Source organism: Pollutimonas bauzanensis (assembly GCF_900129885.1).
In the GTDB taxonomy this organism is placed as follows: domain Bacteria; phylum Pseudomonadota; class Gammaproteobacteria; order Burkholderiales; family Burkholderiaceae_B; genus Pollutimonas; species Pollutimonas bauzanensis.
This window is the reverse complement of record NZ_FQXE01000019.1, coordinates 38,941-64,161: the sequence shown is the minus strand read 5'-3', so window position 1 is coordinate 64,161 and position 25,221 is coordinate 38,941. Positions and strand designations below refer to the sequence as shown.

The following is a 25,221-nucleotide window of genomic DNA, read 5'->3' as shown; positions in this document are numbered from 1 at the left end:
CGGCGGCCGCCGTCATAATCCCGTACCCCCGAATCAAGGCAATGCCATGCCCAGGATAGAAATGCCGCCTATTGCGGCGTCCGAGATCACGCCCGAGGCTGTCTGGCTGTCGCGGCGCAGGTGGCTGCAGCAGGCGGCGGCCCTGGCGCTGGGGGCGGGCGGTTTGCCGCCTGCGCTGGCCGCCGCGGACGCGAGTCGGCCGGCTTTGCCGGCCGCGCCCAATCCGGAATACTGGCTGAGCAATAAGCAGACTTCCGAAAAAGATGTCAGCTCCTACAATAATTTCTACGAGTTCGGCACCGGCAAGACCGACCCGCTCGAGTACGCCGCAAAGATGCAGACCTCGCCCTGGACGGTGAGCGTCGAGGGCGAGGCCGCCAGGCCGCGCAGCTTCGATATCGACGACCTGCGCAAGCTGGCCGGCCTCGAAGAGCGCATATACCGGCTGCGCTGCGTCGAAGCCTGGTCCATGGTGATTCCCTGGACCGGATATTCCCTGGCGGCGCTGCTCAAGCAGGTCGAGCCCACCAGCAAGGCCAAGTATGTGGAGTTCGTCACCGTGGTGCAGCCGGGCAATATGCCGGGCCTGGGCGACCGGATCATCGATTGGCCGTATGTGGAGGGGCTGCGCATCGACGAAGCCATGCACCCGCTGACCATGCTGGTGTTCGGCGTCTATGGCAAGACGCTGCCGAACCAGAATGGCGCTCCCGTGCGCGTGGCCATCCCCTGGAAATACGGCTTCAAATCGGGCAAGTCCCTGGTCAAGATCCGCCTGGTCGAAAAGATGCCGGTCACCAGCTGGGTGAAAATCGCCCCCCGCGAATATGGCTTCTACGCCAATGTCAATCCCGGCGTGCCCCATCCGCGCTGGAGCCAGGCCACCGAGCGCCGGATAGGCGATGGCTTCTTCGCGCCGCGCGTGGACACCCTGATGTTCAATGGCTATGCCGACCAGGTCGCGTCGCTGTATGCAGGCATGGACCTCGGGAAAAACTATTGAGCGCCGCGGACTTGCCCCCCGCGAGCGCCAATTGGACGGCCAGGCAGGTGGCGCGGGCCAAGCCGCTGGTTTTCCTGCTGGCCCTATACCCGGCCCTGCGCTGGGTATGGCTGGGTTTCAACGATGGCCTGGGCGCCAATCCGGCGGAATTCCTGATCCGCTCATCCGGCCTCTGGGCGCTGGTGGCCCTGCTCCTGACGCTGGCCGTCACGCCTTTGCGCCGCATCATCCGCCAGCCTGCCCTGGTGCGCCTGCGGCGGATGCTGGGCCTGTTCGCCTTTTTCTATACCGTCATGCACCTGCTGGGCTGGGCCTTCTGGGAACGCGGCTGGTCGCTGGCGTCGATGTGGGAGGACGTGCTGCAGCGCACTTTCATCACCGTGGGCATGATCGCCTTCGTGCCCATGGCGGCCCTGGCCTGCACGTCGACGCGCGGATGGATACGGCGCATGGGGCATTGCTGGCAGGCCTTGCACCGCAGCGTCTATGCCGTTGCCGCATTGTCGGTGTGGCATTTCTGGCTGGTACGGGCCGGCAAGAACGATTTCTTCGAGCCCTATGCGTATGGCGCGGTCCTTGCCATGCTGCTGCTGATCAGGGTAGGCTACTTCATCAGGCAGCGCCGCGCGCGCTAGCGCGCGATGCAGGGTTCGCCCGCCCGGCTCAGGGCAGGGCCTTCAGTATGGCCAGGGTCTCGGCGTCGGGATTGCCATCATAAAGGGCGGGGCGGTAATGCATCTGGAACGCGGCGATCACATTCCTGCTGGCCTTGTCCAGCACGCCGCTGTGCGCCACCTTGTAGCCCGCGCGCTGCAATTCCCTTTGCACCCAGGCCATGTCCGGCAGGCCGTCGCGCAGGAACTCCCGCTGGTATTCCTGCGCCCGGGCTTCGTCATACCAGCGCCCGATTCCTTGTTGCGCCAGCTGCTTCCAGGGAAACAGGGGGCCGGGGTCGATCTTGCGCTGCGGGGCGATGTCGCTGTGCCCGACAATATTGATGGCCTTGATCTGATGGCGCCTGATGATGTCCTGAAGCAGGGCGCCGATGACTGCGGTTTGCGCCGCCGTGTAGGGCTCCCAGTCGCCGCCCTCGCGCCCATGGTTGACGATCTCGATGCCGATGGAGCTTGCGTTCATGTCGCTGCGGCCAAACCATTCGCTGACGCCGGCATGCCAGGCCCGGCGGCTTTCATCCACCAGCTGATACACGCGCGGCGCCGGGTCGTTGGTGATCAGGTAGTGGCTGCTGACATTGAGCTGCGACAGGATCTTGAGCGAGGCCTCGTTGCCGGTGGAGGTGTAGTGCAGCACGATGAACTCGACCCGGCTGTTCTGGCTCTTGGCCTGGATGCTGCGGTCGATATCCAGGGCGCCCGGCGCAGGGGCGCCGCAAGCGGCAAGAAGCGCCAGCAAAGCGCCGGCGAGATATTTTCGGAACATGGGTCAGCGGCCGGCCAGGAAAAGGAAAATCGTCGGCTTCCTGGCAAGATCGGGAGCCGGGCGGGCTTTCCATTCGGCGACGGTATGGGTTTGCACCAGCTCGTCGCTGGTGGTCAGGGAACGGGCGATGCAAAGGCGGGTGTTGCCCTTGAGCGCCTGCTTCAGGGTGTCGAACATGGCGTCATTGCGATAGGGGGTTTCGATCAGGATCTGGGTCTGTTCCTGTTTCTGCGAATCGGCTTCCCAGGCCTTGAGCTGTTTGGCGCGGGCGGCGGGGTCCACCGGGGCATAGCCGTGGAAGGCGAAGCGCTGGCCGTCCAGGCCGCTGGCCATCAGGCTCAACAGGATGGAAGACGGGCCCACCCATGGCACGACGCGGATGCCCATGGCGTGGGCGACGGCCACCACCTTGGCGCCCGGGTCGGCCACCGCCGGGCAGCCGGCTTCCGACACCAGCCCGATTTCACCTCCCTCGAGCAGCGGGGCAAGCCAGGCGCGCATCTGCCGCGCATCGACTTTGTTGTCCAGCGTGTGTATGGTGATTTCCTGCAGGGGGCCGGCGGTGCCTATCAATTTCAGGAAGGCGCGCGCGGTCTTGGCGTTTTCCGCGATATAGGTCGTAAGGCGCCCGGCGAGCTCCTGCACGGTTTGCGGCAGCCAGGCCGCGGGGGCCGCCTCGCCCATGCCCACGGGGATCAAATGTAAGGTTCCTGCTGATTTCACGGCTGCTCCAGGTCTGGGGTTTTTCAGGGGCGTTGCGCAAAGGCGCGGGCCGCGCCTAATGCGGATGCGTCAAGGGGTTGAGGCCGAAAGCGCGCAGCATGCGGCTCAGCGCGATGAGCGGCAGGCCTATGATGGCGGTGGGGTCGTCGGATTGCATGCTTTCCATCAAGGCGATGCCCAGGCCCTCGGCCTTGGCGCTGCCGGCGGTGTCGTAGGGCTGCTCGCGGCGCAGGTAGGATGTGATTTCGGCCCTGGTCAAGGAGCGGAAGCGGCAGCGCGTGACGACGTCGTCGATTTCGTGGCGCCGGCCATCGCTGACGCACAGGGCGCTGTGGAATTCTACCGTTAGCCCGCTGAGCTGTTCAAGCTGGGCCGCGGCGCGCTCGAAATTGCCCGGCTTGCCTATGGGAGACCCATCCATCGTGGCGACCTGGTCGGACCCTATCACCAGGGCTCCGGGATAGGCCGGCGCGACGGCCTGCGCCTTGGCGAGCGACAAGCGCAGCGCCAGGGCGGCGGGGCTTTCGCCGGGCAGCGGGGTTTCGTCGATGTCCGGCGACACGGCGGTAAAGGGCAGGCCCAGGCGTTCCAGCATTTCTTGGCGGTAGCGCGAGCTGGAGGCGAGGATAAGACGCATAGTGTTCTATTTGCTGGTTGAGTTTGACTGAAAGGGGCTGAACGCGCTATTATCTAATGTTTTCCTTGTGCGTGAAAGGCTTGGGTGCCAGGGGAAAACAAACACTGCGGTTTTTGCCATGGCTTGATATTGTTTAAGATCAAGGGGGCAAATGACCAGGTCGGCTAAAATAGCTGGCTGAATTAGGATTGAATTAAATAAATCTCGGATGGGAACTTCGCGTGGATATACAGTATGTTGACACGTACGAGCTCACCCGTGTGGGCCAGGAAGTGCGCGGCCAGGCTCCGATCGATCGATTCGAGCGCCTGCTCGAGGATTTGCCTGAACAGGCCGGCACCATGGTGTCCTGGGCCATAAAGGGCGAAATGGACTCGTTTGGTCAGCGTTTCCTGCAAGTGCATGTAAGGGCCGCGCCGATGCTGGAGTGCCAGCGCTGCATGAAGCCGTTCGAATGGGCGGTCGATAGCCGCAACCGCTTGCAGGTGGTGAAGTCCGAGGCTGATCTGGACGCCGGCGACGCCGCCGATACCGATCCCGACGATGTCATCGAACGTATCCTGGGGTCGCAGCGCCTTGACGTTCTGGCCCTGGTCGAAGATGAAATCATCCTCTGCCTGCCGTATGTGCCCAAGCACGATGTTTGTCCGTCGTTGCCGGAGCTTCTTGAAGAAGAGCCCGGCAGCGACTCGGTTAGACCCTCGCCGTTCGCGGTGCTGGATCAACTAAAGAAAGATTGAATTTACCGAAATAACTTGCGGGAATCATCGCGTACAATAGCGACCCGTTTACAGGAGTCATCATGGCCGTTCAGCAAAACAAAAAGAGCCCGTCTAAACGCGGTATGCATCGTTCGCACGATTTCATCGTCGCGCCTTCGACGGCGGTCGAGCCTACCACGGGCGAAATGCATCTGCGTCACCACATCAGTCCCAACGGCATCTACCGCGGCCGTAAAGTACTCAAGTCCAAGAACGACGAATAATCCAGTTGTTTGCGATCTTGCCATAGCTGCCATAGATTGCGCGCTTGATGTCGAAAACTGAGATTCGAATCGCCATCGACTGCATGGGCGGTGACGCCGGCTTGCCGGTCACCCTCCCTGCGGCCTGTCAATTTGCGAAGCAGAACCCCGATACGCGCTTGCTGCTCGCGGGCGATGCCGCGGCCATCGAGGCCGCCCTGCGCGCGCAGGGCAGCCTGGGCGCGGGCTGGTACGAAATCCTGCCCGCCTCCGAAGTCGTCCTCATGGACGACTCCATCGAGGTGGCCTTGCGCCGCAAGAAAGATTCGTCCATGCGCGTGGCGGTCCAGGCCGTCAAGGACGGCCGGGCCGATGCCTGCATTTCGGCGGGCAATACGGGCGCCTGGATGGCGATCAGCCGCTACATACTCAAGACGCTGGACGGCATCGATCGGCCGGCCATCGCCACGTCCATCCCCAACCAGAAGGGTGGCGCCACCACCATGCTGGATCTGGGCGCGAACGTGGACTGCTCGGCCGAGCACCTGCTGCAGTTCGCCATCATGGGTTCGGCCCTGGCTTCGGCCGTCGATCACCATAAAAGGCCTACCATCGGCTTGCTCAATATCGGCGAAGAAATCATCAAGGGCAACGAAATCGTCAAGAGGGCGGCCGAACTCCTGCGCGCCAGCGGCCTGAACTTCTATGGCAACGTCGAGGGCGACGACATCTGCAAGGGCACCGTGGACGTCGTCGTCTGCGATGGCTTCGTGGGCAATGTCGTGCTCAAGTCCATGGAGGGCCTGGCCAAGATGGTGGCCAACATGATGCGCGCCGAATTCACGCGCGATTCGCTGTCCATGGCCGCGGGCGTGCTGGCCAGGCCCGTGCTCAATCGTTTCCGCGACCGCGTCGACAATCGCCGCTACAACGGCGCCGCCTTGCTGGGTTTGCGCGGCATCGTGATCAAAAGCCACGGCTCCGCCGATGCCTATGCATTTGTTTGTGCATTGCAGCGCGCCCGTGAAGCAGTGCACAATGGACTGCTTGATGGTACAACAAGCGCCATTGACAGCCTTCGCCAGAGTTTGCAGGCCGCAGCGGCCCTGTCTGCGAAGATCACCAACGAATTATCTGATCCTGCGCCATAGCTCAGGTGTCTGGAAGCTACTATGCCTTATGCCAAAATAATAGGGTCCGGCGGCTATTTGCCTCCCCGTGTCGTATCCAACGACGAACTGGCCGCTGACCTGGCGACGCGCCAGATCGAAACCTCCGACACCTGGATTGTCGAGCGCACCGGCATCCGCCAGCGCCATATTGCCGATCCGGGCATGACGACCAGCCAGCTGGCCACCCGGGCGGCGCAGGCCGCGCTGGAAGACGCCGGCATAACGGCCGATGAGGTCGACCTCATCATCGTCGCCACCTCCACTCCCGACTTCGTGTTTCCCAGCACCGCCTGCCTGGTGCAGGCCAACCTGGGCGCCAAGGGCGGGGCCGCCTTCGACATCCAGGCCGTATGCAGCGGCTTCGTCTATGCGCTGACCACCGCCGATGCCTTCATACAGGCGGGGCGCGCCAAGACGGCGCTGGTCATAGGCGCCGAAGTGTTCTCCAGCATTCTCGACTGGAACGACCGCGGCACCTGCGTGCTGTTCGGCGACGGCGCGGGCGCGGTCGTGGTCCGGGCGTCGGCCGAGCCCGGCATCATCGCGGCCCAGCTGAATGCCGATGGCAGCCAGATGAAAATCCTGTGCGCCGCCGGCAACGTCGCGCACGGCAAGGTGACGGGCGATCCCTTCCTGCGCATGGACGGCCAGGCGGTATTCAAGCTTGCCGTGAATTGCCTGGCCAAATCGGCGCACGAGGTCTGCGAGCAGGCCGGCATCGCGCTGGATGAGGTCGACTGGATGGTGCCTCACCAGGCGAATGTGCGCATCATCAATTTCCTCAGCCGCAAGCTGGGCATAGCCGAGGACAAGGTGGTGATTACCGTGGACAGCCATGCGAATACCTCGGCGGCCAGCGTGCCGCTGGCCTTCGACGTGGCGCGCCGGGACGGCCGCATAAAAGCCGGGGACGTGGTGATGCTGCAAGGCGTGGGCGGCGGCTTCACCTGGGGCTCGGTGCTGGCAAGAATATGAAAATAGCTTTTGTCTTTCCCGGGCAGGGGTCGCAGTCTGTCGGCATGCTCGACGCCTGGTCCGGCAACGCGGCGGTCAGGAACACCGTTGCGCAGGCCTCCGACGCCTTGGGCCAGGATCTCGCCGCCCTGATCGCCGCGGGGCCCGCCGAGGACCTCAATCTCACCACCAACACCCAGCCCGCCATGCTGACCGCCGCGGTGGCGGTCTACCGCGCCTGGATCGAAGCCGGCGGCGCGCCGCCCGAACTGCTGGCCGGCCACAGCCTGGGCGAGTATTCCGCGCTCGCGGCCGCCCAGGCGCTCAGCCTCGATGACGCGGTGCACATAGTCCGGGTCCGCGCCGATGCCATGCAGGCGGCCGTGCCGGTGGGCAGCGGCGGCATGGCCGCCATCCTGGGCCTGGACGACGATGCCGTCAGGTCGCTGTGCGCGCGCGCGGCCAATGGCGAAGTGGTGGAGGCGGTAAATTTCAATGCTCCGGCGCAAGTGGTCATCGCCGGGCACAAGCACGCCGTCGAGCGGGCCTGCGAACTGGCCAAGGCCGAGGGCGCCAAGCGCGCCCTGGTGCTGCCTGTTTCCGCGCCTTTCCATTCCAGCCTGCTCAAGCCGGCGGCCGCCGTCCTCGGGCAGGCGCTGGACGGCGTGGCCCTGGCCGCCCCCCGTATCCCGGTGATCAACAATGTAGACGTGGCCAGCCCCGCCGATCCCGCCGCGATCAAGGACGCGCTGGTCCGCCAGGCCTGGCATGCCGTGCGCTGGGTGGAAACCGTAAGGGCCATGAAGGCGCAAGGCATCACCCATGTGGTGGAATGCGGCCCGGGCAAGGTGCTCAATGGCCTGACCAAGCGCATCGATCGCGACCTGACCGGCCTGGCCATCACCGATCCGGCCTCCTTACAGATCGCTCTGGAAACTTTACAAGGGTAGACGCCATGCAAGACAAACCACTCGAAGGCAAGCTCGCGCTCGTCACAGGCGCCACTCGCGGCATAGGCAAGGCCATCGCGCTGGAACTGGCGGCTCATGGCGCGAAGGTGGTCGGCACTGCGACCACCGAGTCCGGCGCGCAGCAGATCAGCGACATGCTGGCCGCCAGCGGCGGACGCGGCGTGGCGCTGAATGTGGATGACGCGGCGGCCTGCGAGAGCCTGGTGGCCGATCTGGGCAGGCAGGAGGGCGGGCCGCATATATTGGTCAACAACGCCGGCATCACGCGCGACAATCTGGCCATGCGCATGAAGGACGATGACTGGCAGGCCGTCATCGATACCAACCTGTCGGCGGTTTTCCGCTTGTCGCGCGCTGTCACGCGCAGCATGATGAAGGCGCGCTGGGGCCGTATCATCAACATCACTTCGGTCGTCGGTTCCAGCGGCAACCCGGGCCAGGCCAATTACGCCGCTGCCAAGGCCGGCGTGGCCGGCATGGCGCGCGCCCTGGCGCGCGAATTGGGCAGCCGCAATATCACCGTCAATTGCGTGGCGCCCGGCTTCATAGAAACCGATATGACCCATGCGCTCAACGAGGCGCAGTCGGCGGCCATTCTCGCGCAAATCCCCCTGGGCCGCCTGGGGGCCGCCGCCGAAATCGCCAATGCCGTGTCCTTCCTGGCCAGCCCCAAGGCAGGCTACATCACAGGCACGACGCTGCATGTCAATGGCGGCATGTACATGTAATATACCGAACAGACCATTGCCTCCTAGGGTAAAATCTGTTCGTCTCAGAGGTATTCCGACTAGACGTTTTGTACGAATAAAGCAAAATATCGTACATATCCGGTAATACCGTTTTTTTTTGTCATAGCCCGGCACCAATAATTTTTTCGTTTGGCTATAATTCGCGGGAATTTTTCCCACTTGGAGATCTGCATGGAAAGCATCGAACAGCGCGTCAAGAAGATCGTCGCTGAACAACTTGGCGTCAACGAAGCCGAGATCAAGAACGAATCTTCCTTCCTTGACGACCTCGGTGCCGATTCGCTCGATATGGTCGAGCTCGTGATGGCACTCGAAGACGAATTCGAAACCGAAATTCCGGACGAAGAGGCCGAGAAAATCACGACGGTTCAGCAAGCTGTTGACTACATTTCGTCGCACAGCAAGCAGTAATTTCAACATTCCAGGTGCGAGTCCGGTATTCCGGAACTCCACCTCGAGGCGGTTTCTAGGGGATAGTCCCGCTGTTCGGCCGAATCTGTTCAGGGTTTGGCGTGGCAGCGCGTCCATCCACTTTAAGCCGCTTTTTTATTTTAGGAGTCATCCGTGAAACGACGTGTCGTCATTACCGGCCTTGGTATTGTTTCCCCGGTCGGCAGCGATATTGACAGCGCATGGGACAATATCGTTAATGGGCGCTCGGGCATAGGGCGTATCTCGCGCTTTGACCCGTCGACGTTTAACGCCCAGATAGCGGGTGAAGTCAAGGATTTCGATGTCACGCAGTATATGTCCGCCAAGGAAGCCAAGCAGATGGATACCTTCATCCATTATGGCGTGGCGGCGGGCGCCCAGGCCTGGCGCGATGCCGGCCTGGAAGTCACCGAGGCCAATGCCGAGCGCATCGGCACGATTATCGGTTCGGGCATAGGCGGGCTGCCCCGCATCGAGGAACAGCAGGTCGACTACCTCGAGCGCGGCGCGCGCCGGATATCGCCGTTCTTCGTGCCGGCCTCGCTGATCAACCTCATTTCGGGCCAATTGTCCATCATGCTCGGGCTCAAGGGCCCCAGCTACGCGGTGGTTTCCGCGTGCACCACCGGCCTGCATTCCATAGGCGACGCGGCGCGGCTCATCGAGTACGGCGACGCCGACGTCATGGTGGCCGGCGGCGCCGAATCGACCGTATCGCCGCTGGGCATAGGCGGCTTCGCCGCCATGCGCGCGCTGTCCACCCGCAATGACGATCCCGCCACGGCCTCGCGGCCCTGGGACCGCGACCGCGACGGTTTCGTGCTGGGCGAGGGCGCGGGAGCCCTGGTGCTCGAGGAATACGAACATGCGCGCAAGCGCGGCGCGCGCATATACGGCGAATTCGCCGGCTACGGCATGAGCTCCGACGCCTACCACATTACCTCGCCCGATCGCGACGGCCCCCGGCGCGGCGTGGTCAACGCCCTGCGCAATGGCGGGATCAACGCGGACGAAATCAGTTATGTCAATGCGCACGGCACCTCCACGCCGCTGGGCGACAAAAACGAAACCGAAGCGCTCAAGCTGGCTTTCGGCGACCATGCCAGGAAACTGGTGGTCAATTCCACAAAATCCATGACGGGCCACCTTCTGGGCGCCGCGGGCGGGGTCGAGGCCGTGTTCACCACGCTGGCGGTTTATCACCAGATCTCGCCGCCCACCATCAACATCTTCAATCAAGATCCTGAATGCGATCTCGATTATTGCGCCAACCAGGCGCGCGACATGAAGATCGACATCGCCCTGTCGAATTCCTTCGGTTTTGGCGGCACCAACGGGTCGATGATAGTGCGGAGGCTCTAAGCTGGAGCGCCCCATCACACTGGTCGGGCAATGGCCCGTCCGGCGCGCGCGCTGGGCGGGGCTGCTGGGCGCGGTGGCGGTCGCGGGCGGCGCTTCCTGCCTGCTCTATGCCGGCCTGCCGCTGCTGGGCGGCGGCCAGGCGGCGCCGGCCGCCGCCTATCCGGTTCCGGCGCTGGCCGCCGCATGGGTCATTTGCCGGATAATCAATTCCCGCGCTCTTGCGGGTACACTGTCCCTGCGCGATTGCGGTCTTTGGGAGGTCGCGCTATCCGGGACAAGAAAAACCATGTACCTTACCCATGCCTGGCCTGCGTTCGCATGGATAACGCTCCGGTTCCAGGATGCCGATGCCAGTGAACGCCAGCGGCCGCTGGAACTGGTGGTCTGGAGAGCCGGCGTGCCGCGGCGGGCGTGGCGCGCGCTGCGCGTACACATTGCCGGACAGGCCGCCAGGCCCGTCCGCATCCTGCGCAAGGAAAGCCTATGAGCGAACGTGACGTAGACGCTGAATTGGTCGCCCGCGTTCAACGCGGCGACAAGCGGGCGTTCGATCTGCTGGTGCTGAAATATCAGCGCAAGATCATGCGGCTGTTGTCGCGCATGGTGCGCGACCCGTCCGAGGTCGAAGACGTCGCCCAGGAAGCATTCATCAAGGCTTACAGGGCCTTGCCGCAGTTCCGCGGCGACAGCGCCTTTTACACCTGGCTGTATCGCATCGCCATCAATACCGCGCGCAACTGGCAAGTGGCCAACGGACGCCGCCCGAGCACGCCAAATGCAATTGAAACGGAAGATGGTGAAACTTTTAGCCCGATTGACAACCTAACTGACATCAGCACCCCGGAGTCGGTACTGGCGAGCCGGCAGATCGTCGAAACGGTCAATGCCGCCATCCATACCCTGCCCGAGGATTTGCGCACCGCTATCGTCTTGCGGGAAATTGAAGGTATGAGCTACGAAGACATCGCGCTGAGCATGGGATGTCCCATTGGTACGGTCCGCTCGCGCATCTTTCGCGCCCGGGAAGCCATAGCAGCGCAATTGCGACCCGTCTTGGGCAATGATCCCGAGCGTCGCTGGTAAGGAGTTGTGAAAATGCAAGTTGCCGATCAAGCCAGGCGCGACCACGAAGAGGCATCGTGGGAAGCCTCCGTATCCACCTGGATAGACGGGGAAGCCGAGATACGCCCCGAAGACCTGGACAGCCCCTATGGCAGGCAGGTATGGGATACCTATCATCTTATTGGCGATGTATTGCGCAACCCGGACCTGGCCATCAAGCCCAGCGATTTCTTCTACGCCCGCGTCTCCAAGGCGATCGACGCCGAGGCCTCCATTGTCGCGCCGCGTAATCTGCACGGCCACAGCCCCGTGCGCGTGGGCTTGTCCGGCCTGGCGATTGCCGCCGCGGTGGCCACGGTAGTCTGGGTGGCCTTGCCGTATTTTTCCGGTTCCGAGGCCAGCGGGCCCGCCGCGGTGCAGGTCGTGGCCAGCGCCGCCGAAGACCCCGGCCTGCGCGATTACCTGGATGCCCATAGGGAAATCTCGGGGTCCAGCGCCGTGCGCCAGGTATCGTTCGATTCGGGGGTGTCCAGGTAATGGGGGTGGTCTGGCACACAAGCGCGCGCTCGCAACTGCATCGCCGGCCGCAACGCATGGATATCAACAGGATGTATCAAGTGCTGGTCGTGGCGGCCGCCTGCGTGCTGGCGCAGTCCGCCCTGGCCGCGGGCAATCCCCAGGGCCTGGCGCTCGACCCGGGCGTCGCGCTGTTGCAGAAAGTGCAGGCCGCCGCCCGCAGCCTGGATTATTCCGGCGTCTACACCTATCAGCAGGGCGCCACCATGGCGTCCTCGCGCATTATCCATATCGTCGACGGCACGGGGGAGCGCGAGCGCATTGAAATGCTCGACGGCGCCCCGCGCGAATACCTCAGGCACAACGACATCACCCAATGCCTCGTCCCTGAAAAAAAGCTTATCGTGCTCGAGCGCAGGCATGGCGACCGCTTCCCGGCCCTGCTCCTGAACGACGGCAGGAACCTCGCCGATAATTATTCGATCAAGACCGGGGTCGCGCCCAACCGCATCGCCGGGCGCGAGTGCACGATAGTCGAATTGATACCCAAGGACGGCCATCGCTACGGCTACCGCATCTGTACCGACACCAAAACCCATTTGCTCCTGAAGGCGCAAACCGTGAGCGGCGACCAGGGCGTCATCGACCAGATCGCATTCACCAGCCTGCAAATAGGCAGCAAGGCGGCTTCCGAAGACCTGGCGTCGAACTGGGATACCCGCGCCTGGAAAGTGCTTGAAACCCCGATGAGCGTCATCGACCTGCCGAAAGAGGGCTGGCGCATCCCGCTCCCTCGCGGTTTCCAGGCGCTTACCCAGGTATCGCGTCCCATGAAGGCCGGCAAGAAAGTGAGCCAGCTGGTGGTGTCCGACGGCATGGCCGCCATATCGGTATTCATAGAGCCCTTCGATGCCGCCCACGACAGCCCCCTGGCCAAGGGGGCCATGCACAGGGGCGCCATGAACGTCTTCCGGACGCGCATCGACGATTACTGGCTGACGGCGCTGGGCGAGGTTCCGTCGGCGACCCTGCGCGAAATTGCCGAACACACGGAATACGTGCCGCAGGCCGGGCACAAATAAACTTGATTTCAACCTAGGAGTTTCATGATGCTTTCTACCCATGTAGGCAATAGCAAAATCAAACGGATGATGGCGTGTGCGTCGGCGAGCCTGCTGCTTGCTGTTTCGCCGCTGGGCGGTGTGGCCAGCGCCCAGACGGCTGCTGTGCCGACCTTGACCGTGCCTGACTTTACCGCGGTGGTGGATAAAACCGAAGGCTCCGTGGTCAATATCCGCACGACGGAATCCGTGCCGGTGCGCAATCCCGCCATGGGTCCCAACGGCAACGACCCCTACGATATGTTCCGCTGGTTTTTCGGCCCCGACTTCGTGCCGCCCGGCATGCCGGGCCCGCGCCAGCGCAATACGCCCACTCCCACTCCCCAGGAAAAAGAACGCACCGTGCCGCGCGGCGTGGGATCGGGCTTCATCATTTCCAGCGATGGCTACATCCTGACCAACAATCACGTGGTCGCCAAATCCAACGGGATTTTCGTGACCATGACCTCCGGCAAGGAATACAAGGCCAAGATCATAGGCACCGACGCGCGCACCGACGTGGCGCTGCTCAAGATCGACGCCAAGGACCTGCCGCCATTGCCCATAGGCGATTCCAACAAGCTCAAGAAAGGGCAATGGGTATTGGCTATCGGCTCGCCTTTCGGCCTGGACTCCACCGTTACGTCGGGCATAGTCAGCGCCATCAATCGCGATACCGGCGATTACCTGCCCTTCATCCAGACGGACGTGGCGGTCAACCCCGGTAATTCCGGCGGCCCGCTCATCGACCTGGCCGGCCAGGTGGTGGGGGTGAATTCCCAGATCATTTCGCAAAGCGGCGGCTTCATGGGAATTTCCCTGGCCATACCGATAGACGAAGTCATGCGGGTGGTTGAGCAGCTCAAGGCGCATGGCAAGGTGACGCGCGGACGCATCGGTGTGCAGATCGGGCCGGTCTCGGACGAAGTCGGCAAGGCCATCGGCCTGGCCAAGGCCGAAGGCGCCATGGTCAGCAATGTCGAGCAGGGCGGTCCCGCGGACGACGCAGGCATACGCTCGGGCGACGTCATTACCCGATTCGACGGCAAGGCCATTACCCACATGACCGATCTGCCGCGCATCGTCGGCGCCACCAAGCCCGGCAAGCGCGTGCCCATGGAAGTATGGCGCAAGGGCAAGACGGTCACCCTGCAGATCAAGGTGGGCGATATGCCGGCGGCTGAAAGCGAAACCGACACCGAAGAGCCGCAGGCGCCCAAGACGGCCCCCGTCGATGCGCTGGGCCTGAAAGTCAGCCCGGTATCCGAAGCGGTCCGCAGCAAGCAGAAGATCACGGGCGGCGTGCAGGTCACCGAAGTCCAGGAACCGGCGGCGACCGCCGGCCTGGCCCCGGGCGACATCATACTCACGGTCAACGACACGGATGTCACCGGGCCCGACCAGTATGCGAAGCTTGTCGCGGGGCTGGATAAATCCCGCGCGGCGGCCGTGCTGGTGATGCGCGGCGATCAATCTCAGTGGGTAACCATCACGCCCGGAAAATAATCCCCAGAAACAGCTAAAATGGCTCGACAGCAAAAGGGGGGCGCCCTTGGCGCGCCCCTTTTTCATGTTCCCTTTAATATCCGCTCATGTAGTCTGGTGGGCTTCTTTTTTCCGGTTTATGGATCACATCCGCAACTTTTCCATCATTGCTCATATTGACCACGGCAAGTCCACGCTAGCCGATCGCCTGATCCATCGTTGCGGAGGATTGGCCGATCGTGAAATGTCCTCGCAGGTCCTCGATTCCATGGATATCGAGCGCGAACGGGGCATTACCATCAAGGCCCAGACCGCCGCGCTCAGCTACAAGGCCAGGGACGGCAAGGTCTACGCCTTCAATCTCATCGATACCCCGGGGCACGTGGATTTCTCCTACGAGGTCAGCCGTTCCCTGTCGGCCTGCGAGGGCGCGCTGCTGGTGGTCGACGCCACCCAGGGCGTCGAGGCCCAGACCGTGGCCAACTGCTACACCGCCATCGAGCTGGGCGTCGAGGTGGTTCCCGTCCTGAACAAGATGGACCTGCCCTCGGCCGACCCGGAAGGCGCCCGCCAGGAAGTCGAGGACGTCATAGGCATAGACGCCTCGGACGCTATCCTGTGCAGCGCCAAGACCGGCATGGGCATAGACGACATCCTGGAAACCATCGTCGCCAGGATTCCGCCGCCCGTGGGCGATCCGGCCGAGCCGCTGCAGGCCTTGATCATCGATTCGTGGTTCGACAACTACGTCGGGGTCGTCATGCTGGTGCGCATCGTCAACGGCGTGCTCAGGCCCAAGGACAAAATCCTGCTGATGGCTGCGGGTTTCACCCATTTATGCGAGCATATCGGCGTATTCACGCCCAAATCGGAGCCCCGCAAGGAATTGTCGGCGGGCGAAGTGGGTTTCGTGATAGCCGGCATCAAGGAACTCGAGCACGCCAAAGTGGGCGACACCATCACCTTGGCGGGCCGGCCCGCCGCAACGGCACTGCCGGGCTTCAAAGAGGTCAAGCCGCAGGTCTTCGCCGGCCTGTATCCGGTCGAAAGCAGCGAATACGATCAGTTGCGCGATTCGCTCGACAAGCTCAAGCTTAACGATTCGTCGCTGATGTTCGAGCCTGAAGTGTCGCAGGCGCTGGGCTTTGGCTTTCGTTGCGGCTTCCTGGGCCTGCTGCACATGGAAATCGTCCAGGAACGCCTGGAACGCGAATTCGACATGGACATCATCACCACGGCGCCCACCGTGGTGTACGAGGTCGAGACCCGCGATGGCTCCCGGCTGATGATAGAAAGCCCTTCGCGCATGCCCGAGGTCGGCAACATCACCGAAATCCGCGAGCCCATCGTCACGGTCACCCTGTTCATGCCCCAGGAGTACGTGGGGCCCGTCATGTCCCTGTGCATGGTCAAGCGCGGCGTGCAGCTCAACATGACCTATCACGGGCGCCAGGTGCACCTGATGTACGAAATGCCCCTGGCCGAGATCGTGCTGGATTTCTTCGACAAGCTCAAGTCGGTCTCGCGCGGCTATGCCTCCATGGACTACGAGTTCAAGGAATACCGGTCGGCGGACGTGGTTCGCGTCGATCTGCTGATCAACGGCGATCGCGTCGATGCCTTGTCCATGATGGTGCATCGCTCCAACGCCAGGTATCGCGGCCGCGAAGTCGTCTCCAAGATGCGCTCGCTGATACCGCGCCAGATGTTCGATATCGCCATCCAGGCGGCGATAGGCGCCGAAGTGGTCGCCCGCGAAAACGTCAAGGCATTGCGCAAGAACGTGCTGGCGAAGTGTTATGGTGGCGACATTTCCCGCAAGAAGAAGCTGCTTGAAAAGCAGAAGGCCGGCAAGAAACGCATGAAGCAGGTCGGCAACGTGGAAATCCCTCAGGAGGCCTTCCTGGCCATCCTGCAGGTCGATGATAAATAAATGAAAAACAACAGGATATGTCTGGTATGAGCTGGGATTTTGCACTGGTCTTGTTTTTGCTGCTGGTTTTGACCGGATTCGTCTGGTGCCTGGACTTTTTTCTTCTGCGCGCGCGGCGGCGCGCCGGGGCGGTGGCGGCCATGGCGGCCACGGCGCCCGCCGTGGCGGGGCTGGAGCGCGACGAAGCCGCGCGCATCCGCCAGGAAGCCTACGACAAGGCCAATCGCGCCCCGTGGTGGGTGGAATACTGCGTCAGCTTTTTTCCCGTCATCCTGTTCGTGTTCGCCTTGCGCGCCTTCGTGGTGGAACCCTTCCGCATTCCTTCGGGCTCCATGCTGCCGACGCTGCAGGACGGCGACCTGATCCTGGTGAACAAATTCCAGTATGGCGTGCGTCTGCCCGTCATCGACAAGAAAGTGATCGATATCGGCGCCCCGAGCCGCGGCGACGTCATGGTTTTCCGCTATCCCGTCGACCCCAGCGTAGACTATATCAAGCGCGTCGTGGGCCTGCCGGGGGACGTGGTCCTGTACCAGAACAAGGTATTGTCCATCAACGGCCAGGAAGTCTCCCATGTGCGCGATGGCGACTTTTTCGAGCCGGACCGCTCGGCCTATGTGGGGCGCTATACTGAGCAGCTCGGGCCGGTCCAGCACAATATCCTGCTCAACAAGCAGGCGGGGCAAGACTATATGGCGATTTCCGACTATCCGTTCCGGAGCAATTGCGAATACCTGGGCAACGGCGTGCGCTGCACGGTGCCCGCCGGCCACTACTTCATGATGGGCGACAATCGCGACAACAGCCTGGACAGCCGCTACTGGGGGTTCGTGCCCGACCAATACATCGTCGGCCGCGCCTTCTTCATCTGGATGAATTTCAACGAGCCCAGCCGCATAGGCCGGTTTCACTGATGGCAAGTGTCGCTACCCTGGAACAGGCTCTGGATTACCACTTCGTCGATGCGACCCTGCTGGATCAGGCGCTTACGCATCGCAGCCACAGCGCTCATCACAACGAGCGCCTGGAGTTCCTGGGTGATTCGGTGCTCAATTTCGTGGTGGCCGCCTTGCTGTTCAAGCGCTTCCCCAGGATAGACGAAGGCGATCTGTCGCGCCTGCGCGCCAATCTGGTCAAGCAGTCGTCGCTGGCCGATATCGCGAGCAGGCTGACGCTGTCGCAATATCTCAGGTTGGGCGAGGGCGAGCTCAAAAGCGGCGGCTTCCGGCGTCCGTCCATTCTGGCGGACGCTCTAGAAGCGGTCCTGGGCGCGGTCTTTCTGGACGGCGGCTTCGACGCGGCGCAGAAGGTGATCGCCCGCCAGTACGAGGCCATATTGGTCCATGTGGACCCCAAAACCCTGGGCAAGGACCCCAAAACCCTGCTCCAGGAATTATTGCAGGCGCGCAAACTGGATTTGCCCGCCTACACGGTGGTGGCCACGCATGGCGCGGCGCACAACCAGCTGTTCGAAGTCGAGTGCCAGATTCCCAAGCTGGAAATCAGGGTCAGCGCGCCGGGCGCCAGCCGCCGCGCGGCCGAGCAGTCCGCCGCCGAGCTTGCCATCGCGGCCATATATGCCCTGACCCCGGCCAAGGGGTCGCGCACGGCGCGCGCCCGTAAATCAACACAGTTGTCATTGCCTGTGGCAGTGTCCCAGGAGAACAAATGACCCATCCCTTCCGTTGCGGTTTCGTGGCTATCGTAGGCCGCCCCAATGTCGGCAAGTCCACGCTCGCCAATGCCCTGATAGGCAGCAAGATCTCGATTGTCTCGCGCAAGGCGCAGACCACGCGCCACCGCATAAACGGCGTGCTGACGCGCGAACACGAGCAGTTCGTGTTCGTCGACACCCCGGGCTTCCAGACCCGCCATGGCGGCACCATGAACCGCATGATGAATCGCGTGGTGACCCAGGCGCTGGCCGATGTCGATGTGATCGTCCATGTGGTCGAGGCGGGCAAGTGGTCGTCGGGCGATGCGCAGCTATTGCCTTTGCTGCCCAAATCCGGGCAAAAGACCATACTGGTGGTCAACAAGATCGACGCGCTGAAAAGCAAGAACGAAATGTTTTCCTACGTCAACAAGATCATGGCCCAGCATCCGTATTCCGCCGTGGTGCCGGTCAGCGCCCTGCGCGGAGTGCAGCTGGACAACCTGCTTGCCGAGATCACCGAGCGCCTGCCCGAGGGCGAGCCCATGTTCGAGGCCGATACCCTTACCGACCGCCCCATGCGCTTCATCGTCGCCGAACTGATACGCGAGAAGATTTTCCGCCTGGTGGGCGATGAGCTTCCTTACGGCTGCACGGTCGTCATCGAGGAATGGGAAGAGAACGATGCCGGTGTCCGTGTGGCCGCCTGCATCGTGGTCGAGCGCGACACCCACCGCCCCATCCTGCTGGGCGCCGGCGGCGCGCACATGAAGCGCATGGCGACCGAAGCGCGCCAGGACATGGTGAAGCTGCTGGACAAGACCGTGCACCTGGAGGTCTACATCAAGGTCCGCAAGGGGTGGTCCGACCGCGAGAGCACCCTGCGCGAATTAGGATATGAGTAGACGGACGCAACGCGTTCAGGATGCGGTCGGCTATCTGTTGCATTCGGCCGCCTGGCGGGAAACCTCGCTGATCATCCAGGTGTTCACACGGCCCTACGGTAACGTGGCCCTGGTGGCCAAGGGGGCCAAGCGCCCCTATTCGGCCTTGCGCCCGGTGCTTACCGCCTTCCAGCCCCTGGGGCTGGCCTGGAGCGGGGCGGGCGAAGTCAAGACTCTGACGCGCGCTGAATGCGCCGGTATCCGGCCGCTGCATGGCCGGGCGCTCATGTCGGCCTGGTACATGAACGAATTGTTGCTGCGCTTATTGCCGCGCGAAGATCCGCACCCCGTGCTTTACGACGCCTACGATGCCGCCTTGCGGCAGTTGGCCGTCGCCTTTCCCGGGGGCAGGCCGGAGGATGCCGCCGCGGGCGCAGAGGGCGCGGCGGCGCCCGTCCAGGCGCCGCAAGGCGCCGGCGGTCTGACTCCGGGGTCGGCCGCCAGCGCCTTGCGGCGCTTCGAATGGGTGCTGCTCAACGAAACCGGCTATGGCCTGGAAGAGGACCCGCCCGATTTCGCCGACCCCAGGCTCGAACCCGGCTTGCGCCTGTCGCTGCGGGAAAGGCTCAATGAACAATTGGGCCGCCCCTTGCTGACCCGCAAGGTATTGATGGAATTGCAGCGCTATTGAACTGACATGGAAAACCCCGTTCTTCCTCAAGTGCTGGTCATCGACACCTGCGTGCTGATTTCGAATGTCCTGCGCCGCTTGCTGCTGCGCCTGGCCGGGCATGCCTGCTTCCAGCCGGCCTGGAGCGGCGTGATCGGAGACGAGTGGCGGCGCAATGCGGCGCGCCTGTGGGGCGTGCCCGCCGGCGACATCGAGGCGCAATGGCTGGCGCTGCAGGCCGATTTTCCCGAGGCCGACCAGGGCGACATCGGCGCCTTCAAGGCCGGCCTGCGCCGCAGCGACCCGAAAGACTGGCACGTGATCGCCGCCGCCCGGGCGGCCAAGGCCCGCGGCAGCGCGGGCGTCAGCGCCGGCATCGTCACGCGCAACATCAAGGACTTCAATCGCACCGAGCTGCGCGGCTACGGGCTGGCGCTATTCGATCCGGATGAGCTGCTGGTGTGCTGCTGGCGGCAATACCCCTTGCTGGCGGCGAGCGTCTTTGACGAAATCCCGGACTATGCGCGCGCGCCCGGCAAGGAACTGGAGGCCCTCGACGTCATCCTCAAGCGCGAGCGCCTGTTCCGCCTGAACAGGCTTTACCCGTGCCGCCCATGAAGCAGGGCATAGCGCTTTCGGTCTTCTCGTCCGTTCTGTTCGCCGCGCTTTACTACTACACCACGGTCTTGCATCCCCTTAGCGGCGCGGCGATTTTCGCCTGGCGCATAGTGCTCGGCCTGCCGGCCCTGGCGCTGCTGATTTCGCGGGCGCGGGGCTGGGGCGAGATCCGCCTTACCGCGGGCCGTTTGCGCCGCGAGCCCAGGCTGTGGCTGCTCTTGCCGCTCAGCGCCGGCTTGATCGGGGCGCAATTGCTGGTATTCGTATGGGCGCCCCTGCATCAGCGGGCGCTCGATGTGTCTCTGGGCTATTTTCTGCTGCCGCTGGTCATGGTGGTGGTCGGCCGCGTTTTCTACCATGAGCGCCTGACCCGCGCGCAGACCCTGGCGGTGCTGATCGCCGCCGCCGGCGTGGCGCATGAAGTATGGCGCGCCGATTCATTTTCCTGGGTGACCGCGCTGGTGATGCTGGGCTATCCGCCTTATTTCATGTTGCGCCGCATGCTGCGCATGGGCACTCTTGCGACCCTCTGGTTCGACATGTGCTTCATGCTGCCGCTTGCCCTGCTCTTGCTGCACGGCCAGGACATGAGCGTGCCGCAACAGTTCATGCGCCACCCGGCCCTGTTCGGGCTGGTTCCTTTGCTGGGCCTGATCAGCTCGGTCGCGCTCATTTCCTATATTTCAGCCAGCCGCATGCTGCCCCTCGGGCTTTTCGGCATACTCGGCTACGTCGAGCCCGTGCTTTTATTCTGGGTGGCGCTTCTTTTCCTGGACGAAAGCATGCCGGCGCTCGCCTGGTTCACTTATATCCCGATATGGATGGCGATTCTGCTGATGGCGGGCGAGGGGCTGCTTGAGTGGCGCAAGGACGGCCGGAATGAAAAAAACCCGGCCCGGGCGTGAGCCCGGCCGGGTCCCGCGCCGCGCCGCCAGGCGCGGGCGGCCGGCTTATTCGCGGTTGCCGCCGAAGATGCCCAGCAGCATCAGCAGATTGGCGAAAATATTGTAGACGTCCAGGTAAATGGCCAGGGTGGCCGATACGTAGTTGGTCTCGCCGCCATTGATGACGCGCTGCAGGTCCACCAGCAGCAAGGCCGAGAAGATCGCGATGGCCATCACCGAGATGGTCAGCATCAGGGCCGGCAACTGCAGGAAGATATTGGCGATCGACGCCACGATCAGGATGACCACGCCGATCAACAGGAATTTCTGCAGATTCGAGAAATCGCGCTTGGTGGTGGTGGCGATGGTGGCCATGGTGCCGAACACCGCCGCGGTGCCGCCGAAAGCCAGCATGATGAGCTGCGAGCCGTTGCCCAGGCCCAGCACGTGGCCCAGCAGGCGCGACAGCATGATGCCCATGAAGAAGGTGAAGGCCAGCAGCAGGCCGACGCCCAGCGAGGTGTTCTTGTTGCGTTCTATCAGGTACATGAGCCCGAAAGCGCCTATCAGGAAGACGATGGCGCTGGTGCCGGGGCTCGCGCCCATGACCCGGTTGATGCCGGTGTTCAGGCCGACCAGCGCGCCCAGCACCGTAGGCACCAGCGACAGGGCTAGCAACCAGTAGGTATTGCGCATGACGCGGTTGCGCACGACCTCGGACGCGGCCGTGGCATAGCCGCGGTCAGGTAAAGTGGGTTGACGGAAATCGCTCATGGTAAATCCTTTAGTGTGTATGCCTTGCCTGGAGGGCATGCGCCCTTTCATGGTAAGGCTTAGATTAACTTACAATCAGCTGAATTTGCAAGCGGCTGTTTGGGGGAGCTTGCATCAGGCCCTGCCGGAGACATCATGGGCGTGCAGGCTGTGGCCCCCCTCTTTGTACTGGCGCCAGCGTTCGCGCGCCGCCTGCTTGTCGTCGTCGTGGTTGCTGACAATTTCAAGAACCCGTTCGAACCTTTCCGCGCCCGGGGCGCAATTCAGGTCGAGATTGACCAGCCAGGGCTCCAGCCCCCCATCTTTGGGGGCCGGCGGGATGGGGTCCGCCGCGGTGAGCAGCACCGCGGTTTGCCCGGCCAGCGGGTCGTCCGCCAGGACATGGGGTATGAACGCGGTGGCGTCGAAGCCCCACAGCAGCCGGTCGAAGCGCGCCAGCTTCTGCTTGTCCTGAGTATAGACCACCAGTCCGCGCCCGGCGAGGTAATGTTTGCGTATGACTTCGCAAGCCATGCGCAGGCGGTCCGGCGCGCCGAAAGCGAAATCGATACGGGCCATCACGCTTGCAGCAGATACTGCACCAATAATGGCACCGGCCGGCCCGATGCGCCTTTTTCCTTGCCGCTGCGCCACGCCGTGCCGGCTATGTCCAGGTGGGCCCATGGATAGCTGCCGGCAAAGCGCGACAGGAAGCAGGCCGCCGTGACCGAGCCCGCCGGCGGGCCGCCGATATTCGCCATGTCGGCGAAGTTCGAACGCAGCTGTTCCTGATAGGCGTCTTCCAGCGGCATGCGCCAGGCGCTGTCGTTGGTGTCGCGGCCCGCCCGCAGCAGGCTGTCGGCCAGGGCGTCGTCCTTGCTGAACAGGCCGGTGTTGACGTGTCCCAGTGCCACGACGCAGGCGCCGGTGAGGGTGGCGATGTCGATGACGGCGGCCGGTTTGAAGCGTTCGGCGTAGGTCAGGGCGTCGCACAGCACCAGGCGGCCTTCGGCGTCGGTATTGAGGATCTCTATGGTCTGGCCCGACATGCTGGTGACGACGTCGCCCGGCTTGTTGGCGCGCCCGCTGGGCAGATTTTCGCAGGATGGAATCAGGCCTATGACTTCGCGGTCCAGCTCCAGTTCGGCCACGGCGCGCAGGGTGCCCAGCACGCTGCCCGCGCCGCACATATCGTATTTCATTTCATCCATATTGGCGGCCGGCTTGATGGAAATGCCGCCGGAGTCAAAGGTGATGCCCTTGCCGACCAGGACGATGGGCGCCTTGCGGTTCTTGGCGGCCGGCTTGAGCCCCGCCGGCGTGTGCCTCAGGACGATGAAAACCGGCGGCTCATAGGAACCCCGCGCCACCGACAGGAATGAACCCATCTTCAGGGCTTCGATTTCCTTGCGGTCCAGGACTTCGGCCTTCAGGCTCTTGAATTCCTTGGCCAGTTTCTTTGCCGTATTGCCCAGGTAAGTAGGAGTGCATATATTCGGCGGCAGATCCCCCAGCATGCGCGTAAGATTCATGCCATTGGCGATGGCCTGGCCTTCGCGCAGGCCGGCCTGCGCTTCGGTGGCCTGGGTGCGGGGCGTCCACACGGCGATTTTCCTGAGCTTGGGGGCCGCCTCGCGGTCCTGCTTGCCCAGGGTGGCGTTGTATTGGTAGATCGCGCGCCCGGCCGCCATGGCGGTGGCGCGGCTGCGCGCGCGCAGCGTAGAATTGCCGCAGTCCAGCGCCGCGAGCGTCGATACGCCTTCCGCAAGGCTGGCGGCGACGCAGCAGTTGGCAAACACCAGTTCGGCGCCCGCGTGCGCGGCGGCGTTATAACTGCCCTGTTTGCCCAGGCCGACCAGAATGACGCGGGCGGCCGCCACGCCGGGCAGGTTTCTGAGCACCAGATGCGTATTGGGCTTGGCCTTGAACTCCGATTTAAGGACTTCCCGCAAGGCGCCATTGCTCGCATGGTCGATAATGTCGGCTGCCGGGCCAAGAATGCCGTCAGCGAATACGCCCACCGCCAAAGCGGCGGTTTTGATTTGATGCAAGGAAGCAGTAGTCTGTGTGCTAAATTCCATTCGAATTTCCCGAAAGTGTCCATAGGATGCTGACGATTATCCCGCATATTCTCTCATGTCACTATTCAAACGTTCTGTAGTCTCCGAAATCCTGAGCCACGCCGGTGTCGTGTTCTCGACCTTGCTCGTCGTCTGGCTCAGTGTCCTGCTGGTCCGGCTGCTGGGCGAGGCGGCCAATGGCGCCATAGGGGCCGATGTGGTCTTCGGCCTGGCGACCTTCTCCAGCATAACGGCCCTGCCGGTCATCCTGGCGGTTTCGGTATTCATTGCGGTGTTGACGACCATCACGCGCAATTTTCGCGAATCGGAAATGGTGGTGTGGTTCGCCAGCGGCCTGTCGCTCAAGGACTGGATCGGGCCGGTGCTGCGCTGCGCCGTGCCGGTCGCGGTGATGATCGCCATTCTCACCCTGGTGGCCTCGCCCTGGGCCTACCGCCAGATCAGCGAGTACCGCCAGCGCTACGAGCAGCGCTCCGACCTGTCCAAGGTGACGGCCGGCCAGTTCATCGAGACCGAGGAGGGCGCGCGGGTGTTCTTCGCCGAGGAGCCGACCGAGCCGGACGAGGAAATGGGCAATGTCATTGCGCGGGTGATAGACCCGGAATGGCTCAGCGTGATTACCGCGGAAAGCGCCCGCATCCAGAACGAGCCCAATGGCGACCGCTTCCTGGTGCTCAGCCATGGCCACCGCTATGACCTCAAGCCTGGCAAGTCCGATTTCCGCCTGGTGGATTTCGACCGCTATGGCTTTCGCCTGGAAAGCAAGAGCGATGCCAGTTCGGTGGCCGCGGTGCGCGAGCAGGCCGAAAGGCAAATCAAGGCCAGGCCGACGATGCAATTATTCGCCGACAATACCGACGACGCCCGGTCGCAGATCATGTGGCGCATAGCCTTGCCGCTGGCGGCGCTCAACCTGGCCCTGCTGGCCATACCGCTGGGCGCGGTCAACCCGCGCCTGGGCCGTTCCGGCGACCTCCTGATGGCGGGCCTGGTGGGCCTGCTGTACATGAACCTGATCAATCTTTCGCGCGGCTGGATAGGCAATGGCCTGTTGGGCTTCGGGCTGGGGGTATGGCTGGTGCACGCCATATTCGCCGCGCTCATGATGTACATGATGTGGCGCAAGCTGCGCGTCAGAGCGCCCCGCAAATCCGCGCAGGCCGCGTAGGCGCGC

The 25,221-nt window shown here is 63.2% G+C and carries 29 protein-coding genes; 23 read left to right on the top strand and 6 right to left on the bottom strand.

Features of this window, described 5'->3' with window-relative positions; genetic code table 11:
- The first annotated feature begins 46 nt into the window (after positions 1–46).
- Both msrP and BUB23_RS23730 read left to right on the top strand, forming a co-directional pair.
- A complete protein-coding gene (msrP, locus tag BUB23_RS23735; protein ID WP_073109026.1) occupies positions 47–1,003 on the top strand; it encodes a protein-methionine-sulfoxide reductase catalytic subunit MsrP in 957 nt (318 codons plus the stop codon).
- Positions 1,000–1,638 carry a protein-methionine-sulfoxide reductase heme-binding subunit MsrQ gene (locus BUB23_RS23730; RefSeq protein ID WP_073109023.1) on the top strand — a complete coding sequence of 213 codons (639 nt, stop codon included), beginning with the start codon at positions 1,000–1,002 and terminating at the stop codon, positions 1,636–1,638. Before msrP ends, BUB23_RS23730 begins: the two co-directional genes overlap by 4 nt.
- A gap of 28 nt (positions 1,639–1,666) precedes the next feature.
- Here BUB23_RS23730 and BUB23_RS23725 read toward each other — a convergent pair whose 3' ends face one another.
- The 3 genes from BUB23_RS23725 to BUB23_RS23715 all read right to left on the bottom strand — a co-directional run bounded on the left by BUB23_RS23725 (position 1,667) and on the right by BUB23_RS23715 (position 3,803).
- Complete coding sequence (locus BUB23_RS23725; protein WP_073109021.1) at positions 1,667–2,443, bottom strand: N-acetylmuramoyl-L-alanine amidase; 777 nt, start codon at positions 2,441–2,443, stop codon at positions 1,667–1,669.
- A 3-nt stretch (positions 2,444–2,446) separates the two neighbouring features.
- Positions 2,447–3,127 carry an SAM-dependent methyltransferase gene (locus tag BUB23_RS23720; RefSeq protein WP_073109078.1) on the bottom strand — a complete coding sequence of 227 codons (681 nt, stop codon included), beginning with the start codon at positions 3,125–3,127 and terminating at the stop codon, positions 2,447–2,449.
- A gap of 94 nt (positions 3,128–3,221) precedes the next feature.
- Positions 3,222–3,803 carry a Maf family nucleotide pyrophosphatase gene (locus tag BUB23_RS23715; protein WP_073109019.1) on the bottom strand — a complete coding sequence of 194 codons (582 nt, stop codon included), beginning with the start codon at positions 3,801–3,803 and terminating at the stop codon, positions 3,222–3,224.
- A gap of 221 nt (positions 3,804–4,024) precedes the next feature.
- On the opposite strand from BUB23_RS23715, the gene BUB23_RS23710 reads away from it, so the two are divergent.
- The 20 genes from BUB23_RS23710 to rarD all read left to right on the top strand — a co-directional run bounded on the left by BUB23_RS23710 (position 4,025) and on the right by rarD (position 21,234).
- Positions 4,025–4,543 (top strand): YceD family protein, encoded by a 519-nt coding sequence (locus BUB23_RS23710; RefSeq protein WP_073109017.1) that lies wholly within the window; start codon positions 4,025–4,027, stop codon positions 4,541–4,543.
- 62 nt (positions 4,544–4,605) lie between these two features.
- The gene (gene rpmF / locus BUB23_RS23705) at positions 4,606–4,788 is read left to right on the top strand and encodes a 50S ribosomal protein L32 (protein ID WP_073109016.1); all 183 of its coding nucleotides are present in this window, start codon (positions 4,606–4,608) and stop codon (positions 4,786–4,788) included.
- A 47-nt stretch (positions 4,789–4,835) separates the two neighbouring features.
- Complete coding sequence (gene plsX / locus BUB23_RS23700) at positions 4,836–5,918, top strand: phosphate acyltransferase PlsX (RefSeq protein ID WP_073109014.1); 1,083 nt, start codon at positions 4,836–4,838, stop codon at positions 5,916–5,918.
- Between the two features lie 21 nt (positions 5,919–5,939).
- On the top strand, positions 5,940–6,914 hold the full coding sequence (locus tag BUB23_RS23695) for a beta-ketoacyl-ACP synthase III (protein WP_073109012.1): 975 nt from the start codon (positions 5,940–5,942) through the stop codon (positions 6,912–6,914).
- Positions 6,911–7,843: an ACP S-malonyltransferase gene (fabD, locus tag BUB23_RS23690; protein ID WP_073109010.1), complete on the top strand. Its 933-nt coding sequence runs from the start codon at positions 6,911–6,913 to the stop codon at positions 7,841–7,843. The genes BUB23_RS23695 and fabD overlap by 4 nt, the downstream gene beginning before the upstream one ends.
- A gap of 5 nt (positions 7,844–7,848) precedes the next feature.
- Positions 7,849–8,592: a 3-oxoacyl-ACP reductase FabG gene (fabG, locus tag BUB23_RS23685; protein ID WP_073109008.1), complete on the top strand. Its 744-nt coding sequence runs from the start codon at positions 7,849–7,851 to the stop codon at positions 8,590–8,592.
- A 192-nt stretch (positions 8,593–8,784) separates the two neighbouring features.
- A complete protein-coding gene (acpP, locus tag BUB23_RS23680; protein WP_013742768.1) occupies positions 8,785–9,024 on the top strand; it encodes an acyl carrier protein in 240 nt (79 codons plus the stop codon).
- A gap of 153 nt (positions 9,025–9,177) precedes the next feature.
- Positions 9,178–10,407, top strand: coding sequence for a beta-ketoacyl-ACP synthase II (fabF, locus tag BUB23_RS23675; protein WP_073109005.1), 1,230 nt, complete (start codon positions 9,178–9,180; stop codon positions 10,405–10,407).
- A gap of 73 nt (positions 10,408–10,480) precedes the next feature.
- Positions 10,481–10,894 carry a hypothetical protein gene (locus BUB23_RS23670; RefSeq protein WP_073109002.1) on the top strand — a complete coding sequence of 138 codons (414 nt, stop codon included), beginning with the start codon at positions 10,481–10,483 and terminating at the stop codon, positions 10,892–10,894.
- Entirely contained in the window at positions 10,891–11,490 is a 600-nt protein-coding gene (rpoE, locus tag BUB23_RS23665; RefSeq protein ID WP_073108999.1) for an RNA polymerase sigma factor RpoE, read from the top strand. The genes BUB23_RS23670 and rpoE overlap by 4 nt, the downstream gene beginning before the upstream one ends.
- A gap of 12 nt (positions 11,491–11,502) precedes the next feature.
- Positions 11,503–12,006: a sigma-E factor negative regulatory protein gene (locus BUB23_RS23660; protein ID WP_073108997.1), complete on the top strand. Its 504-nt coding sequence runs from the start codon at positions 11,503–11,505 to the stop codon at positions 12,004–12,006.
- 56 nt (positions 12,007–12,062) lie between these two features.
- Positions 12,063–13,067 carry a MucB/RseB C-terminal domain-containing protein gene (locus tag BUB23_RS23655; RefSeq protein ID WP_073109076.1) on the top strand — a complete coding sequence of 335 codons (1,005 nt, stop codon included), beginning with the start codon at positions 12,063–12,065 and terminating at the stop codon, positions 13,065–13,067.
- A 27-nt stretch (positions 13,068–13,094) separates the two neighbouring features.
- Positions 13,095–14,591, top strand: a complete 1,497-nt coding sequence (locus BUB23_RS23650) for a DegQ family serine endoprotease (protein WP_073109073.1) — start codon at positions 13,095–13,097, stop codon at positions 14,589–14,591.
- A 118-nt stretch (positions 14,592–14,709) separates the two neighbouring features.
- A complete protein-coding gene (gene lepA, locus BUB23_RS23645; protein WP_073108994.1) occupies positions 14,710–16,503 on the top strand; it encodes a translation elongation factor 4 in 1,794 nt (597 codons plus the stop codon).
- Between the two features lie 26 nt (positions 16,504–16,529).
- A complete protein-coding gene (lepB, locus tag BUB23_RS23640) occupies positions 16,530–17,417 on the top strand; it encodes a signal peptidase I (protein WP_073108991.1) in 888 nt (295 codons plus the stop codon).
- Positions 17,417–18,175 carry a ribonuclease III gene (rnc, locus tag BUB23_RS23635; RefSeq protein ID WP_073108988.1) on the top strand — a complete coding sequence of 253 codons (759 nt, stop codon included), beginning with the start codon at positions 17,417–17,419 and terminating at the stop codon, positions 18,173–18,175. Before lepB ends, rnc begins: the two co-directional genes overlap by 1 nt.
- Positions 18,172–19,062: a GTPase Era gene (era, locus tag BUB23_RS23630; RefSeq protein ID WP_073108986.1), complete on the top strand. Its 891-nt coding sequence runs from the start codon at positions 18,172–18,174 to the stop codon at positions 19,060–19,062. The genes rnc and era overlap by 4 nt, the downstream gene beginning before the upstream one ends.
- The gene (recO, locus tag BUB23_RS23625; RefSeq protein WP_073108983.1) at positions 19,055–19,732 is read left to right on the top strand and encodes a DNA repair protein RecO; all 678 of its coding nucleotides are present in this window, start codon (positions 19,055–19,057) and stop codon (positions 19,730–19,732) included. The genes era and recO overlap by 8 nt, the downstream gene beginning before the upstream one ends.
- 6 nt (positions 19,733–19,738) lie before the next feature.
- The gene (locus tag BUB23_RS23620) at positions 19,739–20,329 is read left to right on the top strand and encodes a PIN domain-containing protein (RefSeq protein WP_073108981.1); all 591 of its coding nucleotides are present in this window, start codon (positions 19,739–19,741) and stop codon (positions 20,327–20,329) included.
- Positions 20,326–21,234 (top strand): EamA family transporter RarD, encoded by a 909-nt coding sequence (gene rarD / locus BUB23_RS23615; protein WP_073108978.1) that lies wholly within the window; start codon positions 20,326–20,328, stop codon positions 21,232–21,234. Before BUB23_RS23620 ends, rarD begins: the two co-directional genes overlap by 4 nt.
- Before the next feature lie 45 nt (positions 21,235–21,279).
- On the opposite strand, the gene BUB23_RS23610 is transcribed toward rarD, so the two are convergent.
- The 3 genes from BUB23_RS23610 to BUB23_RS23600 form a co-directional block, all read right to left on the bottom strand.
- Positions 21,280–21,987 (bottom strand): Bax inhibitor-1/YccA family protein, encoded by a 708-nt coding sequence (locus tag BUB23_RS23610; RefSeq protein WP_073108976.1) that lies wholly within the window; start codon positions 21,985–21,987, stop codon positions 21,280–21,282.
- Between the two features lie 114 nt (positions 21,988–22,101).
- On the bottom strand, positions 22,102–22,545 hold the full coding sequence (locus BUB23_RS23605; protein WP_073108974.1) for a DNA polymerase III subunit chi: 444 nt from the start codon (positions 22,543–22,545) through the stop codon (positions 22,102–22,104).
- Positions 22,545–24,047 (bottom strand): leucyl aminopeptidase, encoded by a 1,503-nt coding sequence (locus BUB23_RS23600; protein ID WP_073108971.1) that lies wholly within the window; start codon positions 24,045–24,047, stop codon positions 22,545–22,547. The genes BUB23_RS23605 and BUB23_RS23600 overlap by 1 nt, the downstream gene beginning before the upstream one ends.
- Before the next feature lie 55 nt (positions 24,048–24,102).
- On the opposite strand from BUB23_RS23600, the gene lptF reads away from it, so the two are divergent.
- Entirely contained in the window at positions 24,103–25,215 is a 1,113-nt protein-coding gene (lptF, locus tag BUB23_RS23595) for an LPS export ABC transporter permease LptF (protein ID WP_073108969.1), read from the top strand.
- Positions 25,216–25,221: the final 6 nt, after the last annotated feature.

Bases quoted from the DNA above. Each gene is read 5' to 3' on its own strand.
- msrP (WP_073109026.1), top strand. From the start codon at position 47: ATGCCCAGGATAGAAATGCCGCCTATTGCGGCGTCCGAGATCACGCCC.
- BUB23_RS23725 (WP_073109021.1), bottom strand. From the start codon at position 2,443: ATGTTCCGAAAATATCTCGCCGGCGCTTTGCTGGCGCTTCTTGCCGCT.
- BUB23_RS23720 (WP_073109078.1), bottom strand. From the start codon at position 3,127: ATGGGCGAGGCGGCCCCCGCGGCCTGGCTGCCGCAAACCGTGCAGGAG.
- BUB23_RS23715 (WP_073109019.1), bottom strand. From the start codon at position 3,803: ATGCGTCTTATCCTCGCCTCCAGCTCGCGCTACCGCCAAGAAATGCTG.
- rpmF (WP_073109016.1), top strand. From the start codon at position 4,606: ATGGCCGTTCAGCAAAACAAAAAGAGCCCGTCTAAACGCGGTATGCAT.
- plsX (WP_073109014.1), top strand. From the start codon at position 4,836: ATGTCGAAAACTGAGATTCGAATCGCCATCGACTGCATGGGCGGTGAC.
- BUB23_RS23695 (WP_073109012.1), top strand. From the start codon at position 5,940: ATGCCTTATGCCAAAATAATAGGGTCCGGCGGCTATTTGCCTCCCCGT.
- fabD (WP_073109010.1), top strand. From the start codon at position 6,911: ATGAAAATAGCTTTTGTCTTTCCCGGGCAGGGGTCGCAGTCTGTCGGC.
- fabG (WP_073109008.1), top strand. From the start codon at position 7,849: ATGCAAGACAAACCACTCGAAGGCAAGCTCGCGCTCGTCACAGGCGCC.
- acpP (WP_013742768.1), top strand. From the start codon at position 8,785: ATGGAAAGCATCGAACAGCGCGTCAAGAAGATCGTCGCTGAACAACTT.
- rpoE (WP_073108999.1), top strand. From the start codon at position 10,891: ATGAGCGAACGTGACGTAGACGCTGAATTGGTCGCCCGCGTTCAACGC.
- BUB23_RS23660 (WP_073108997.1), top strand. From the start codon at position 11,503: ATGCAAGTTGCCGATCAAGCCAGGCGCGACCACGAAGAGGCATCGTGG.
- BUB23_RS23655 (WP_073109076.1), top strand. From the start codon at position 12,063: ATGGATATCAACAGGATGTATCAAGTGCTGGTCGTGGCGGCCGCCTGC.
- BUB23_RS23650 (WP_073109073.1), top strand. From the start codon at position 13,095: ATGCTTTCTACCCATGTAGGCAATAGCAAAATCAAACGGATGATGGCG.
- lepA (WP_073108994.1), top strand. From the start codon at position 14,710: ATGGATCACATCCGCAACTTTTCCATCATTGCTCATATTGACCACGGC.
- lepB (WP_073108991.1), top strand. From the start codon at position 16,530: ATGAGCTGGGATTTTGCACTGGTCTTGTTTTTGCTGCTGGTTTTGACC.
- rnc (WP_073108988.1), top strand. From the start codon at position 17,417: ATGGCAAGTGTCGCTACCCTGGAACAGGCTCTGGATTACCACTTCGTC.
- era (WP_073108986.1), top strand. From the start codon at position 18,172: ATGACCCATCCCTTCCGTTGCGGTTTCGTGGCTATCGTAGGCCGCCCC.
- recO (WP_073108983.1), top strand. From the start codon at position 19,055: ATGAGTAGACGGACGCAACGCGTTCAGGATGCGGTCGGCTATCTGTTG.
- BUB23_RS23620 (WP_073108981.1), top strand. From the start codon at position 19,739: ATGGAAAACCCCGTTCTTCCTCAAGTGCTGGTCATCGACACCTGCGTG.
- rarD (WP_073108978.1), top strand. From the start codon at position 20,326: ATGAAGCAGGGCATAGCGCTTTCGGTCTTCTCGTCCGTTCTGTTCGCC.
- BUB23_RS23610 (WP_073108976.1), bottom strand. From the start codon at position 21,987: ATGAGCGATTTCCGTCAACCCACTTTACCTGACCGCGGCTATGCCACG.
- BUB23_RS23605 (WP_073108974.1), bottom strand. From the start codon at position 22,545: ATGGCCCGTATCGATTTCGCTTTCGGCGCGCCGGACCGCCTGCGCATG.
- BUB23_RS23600 (WP_073108971.1), bottom strand. From the start codon at position 24,047: ATGGAATTTAGCACACAGACTACTGCTTCCTTGCATCAAATCAAAACC.
- lptF (WP_073108969.1), top strand. From the start codon at position 24,103: ATGTCACTATTCAAACGTTCTGTAGTCTCCGAAATCCTGAGCCACGCC.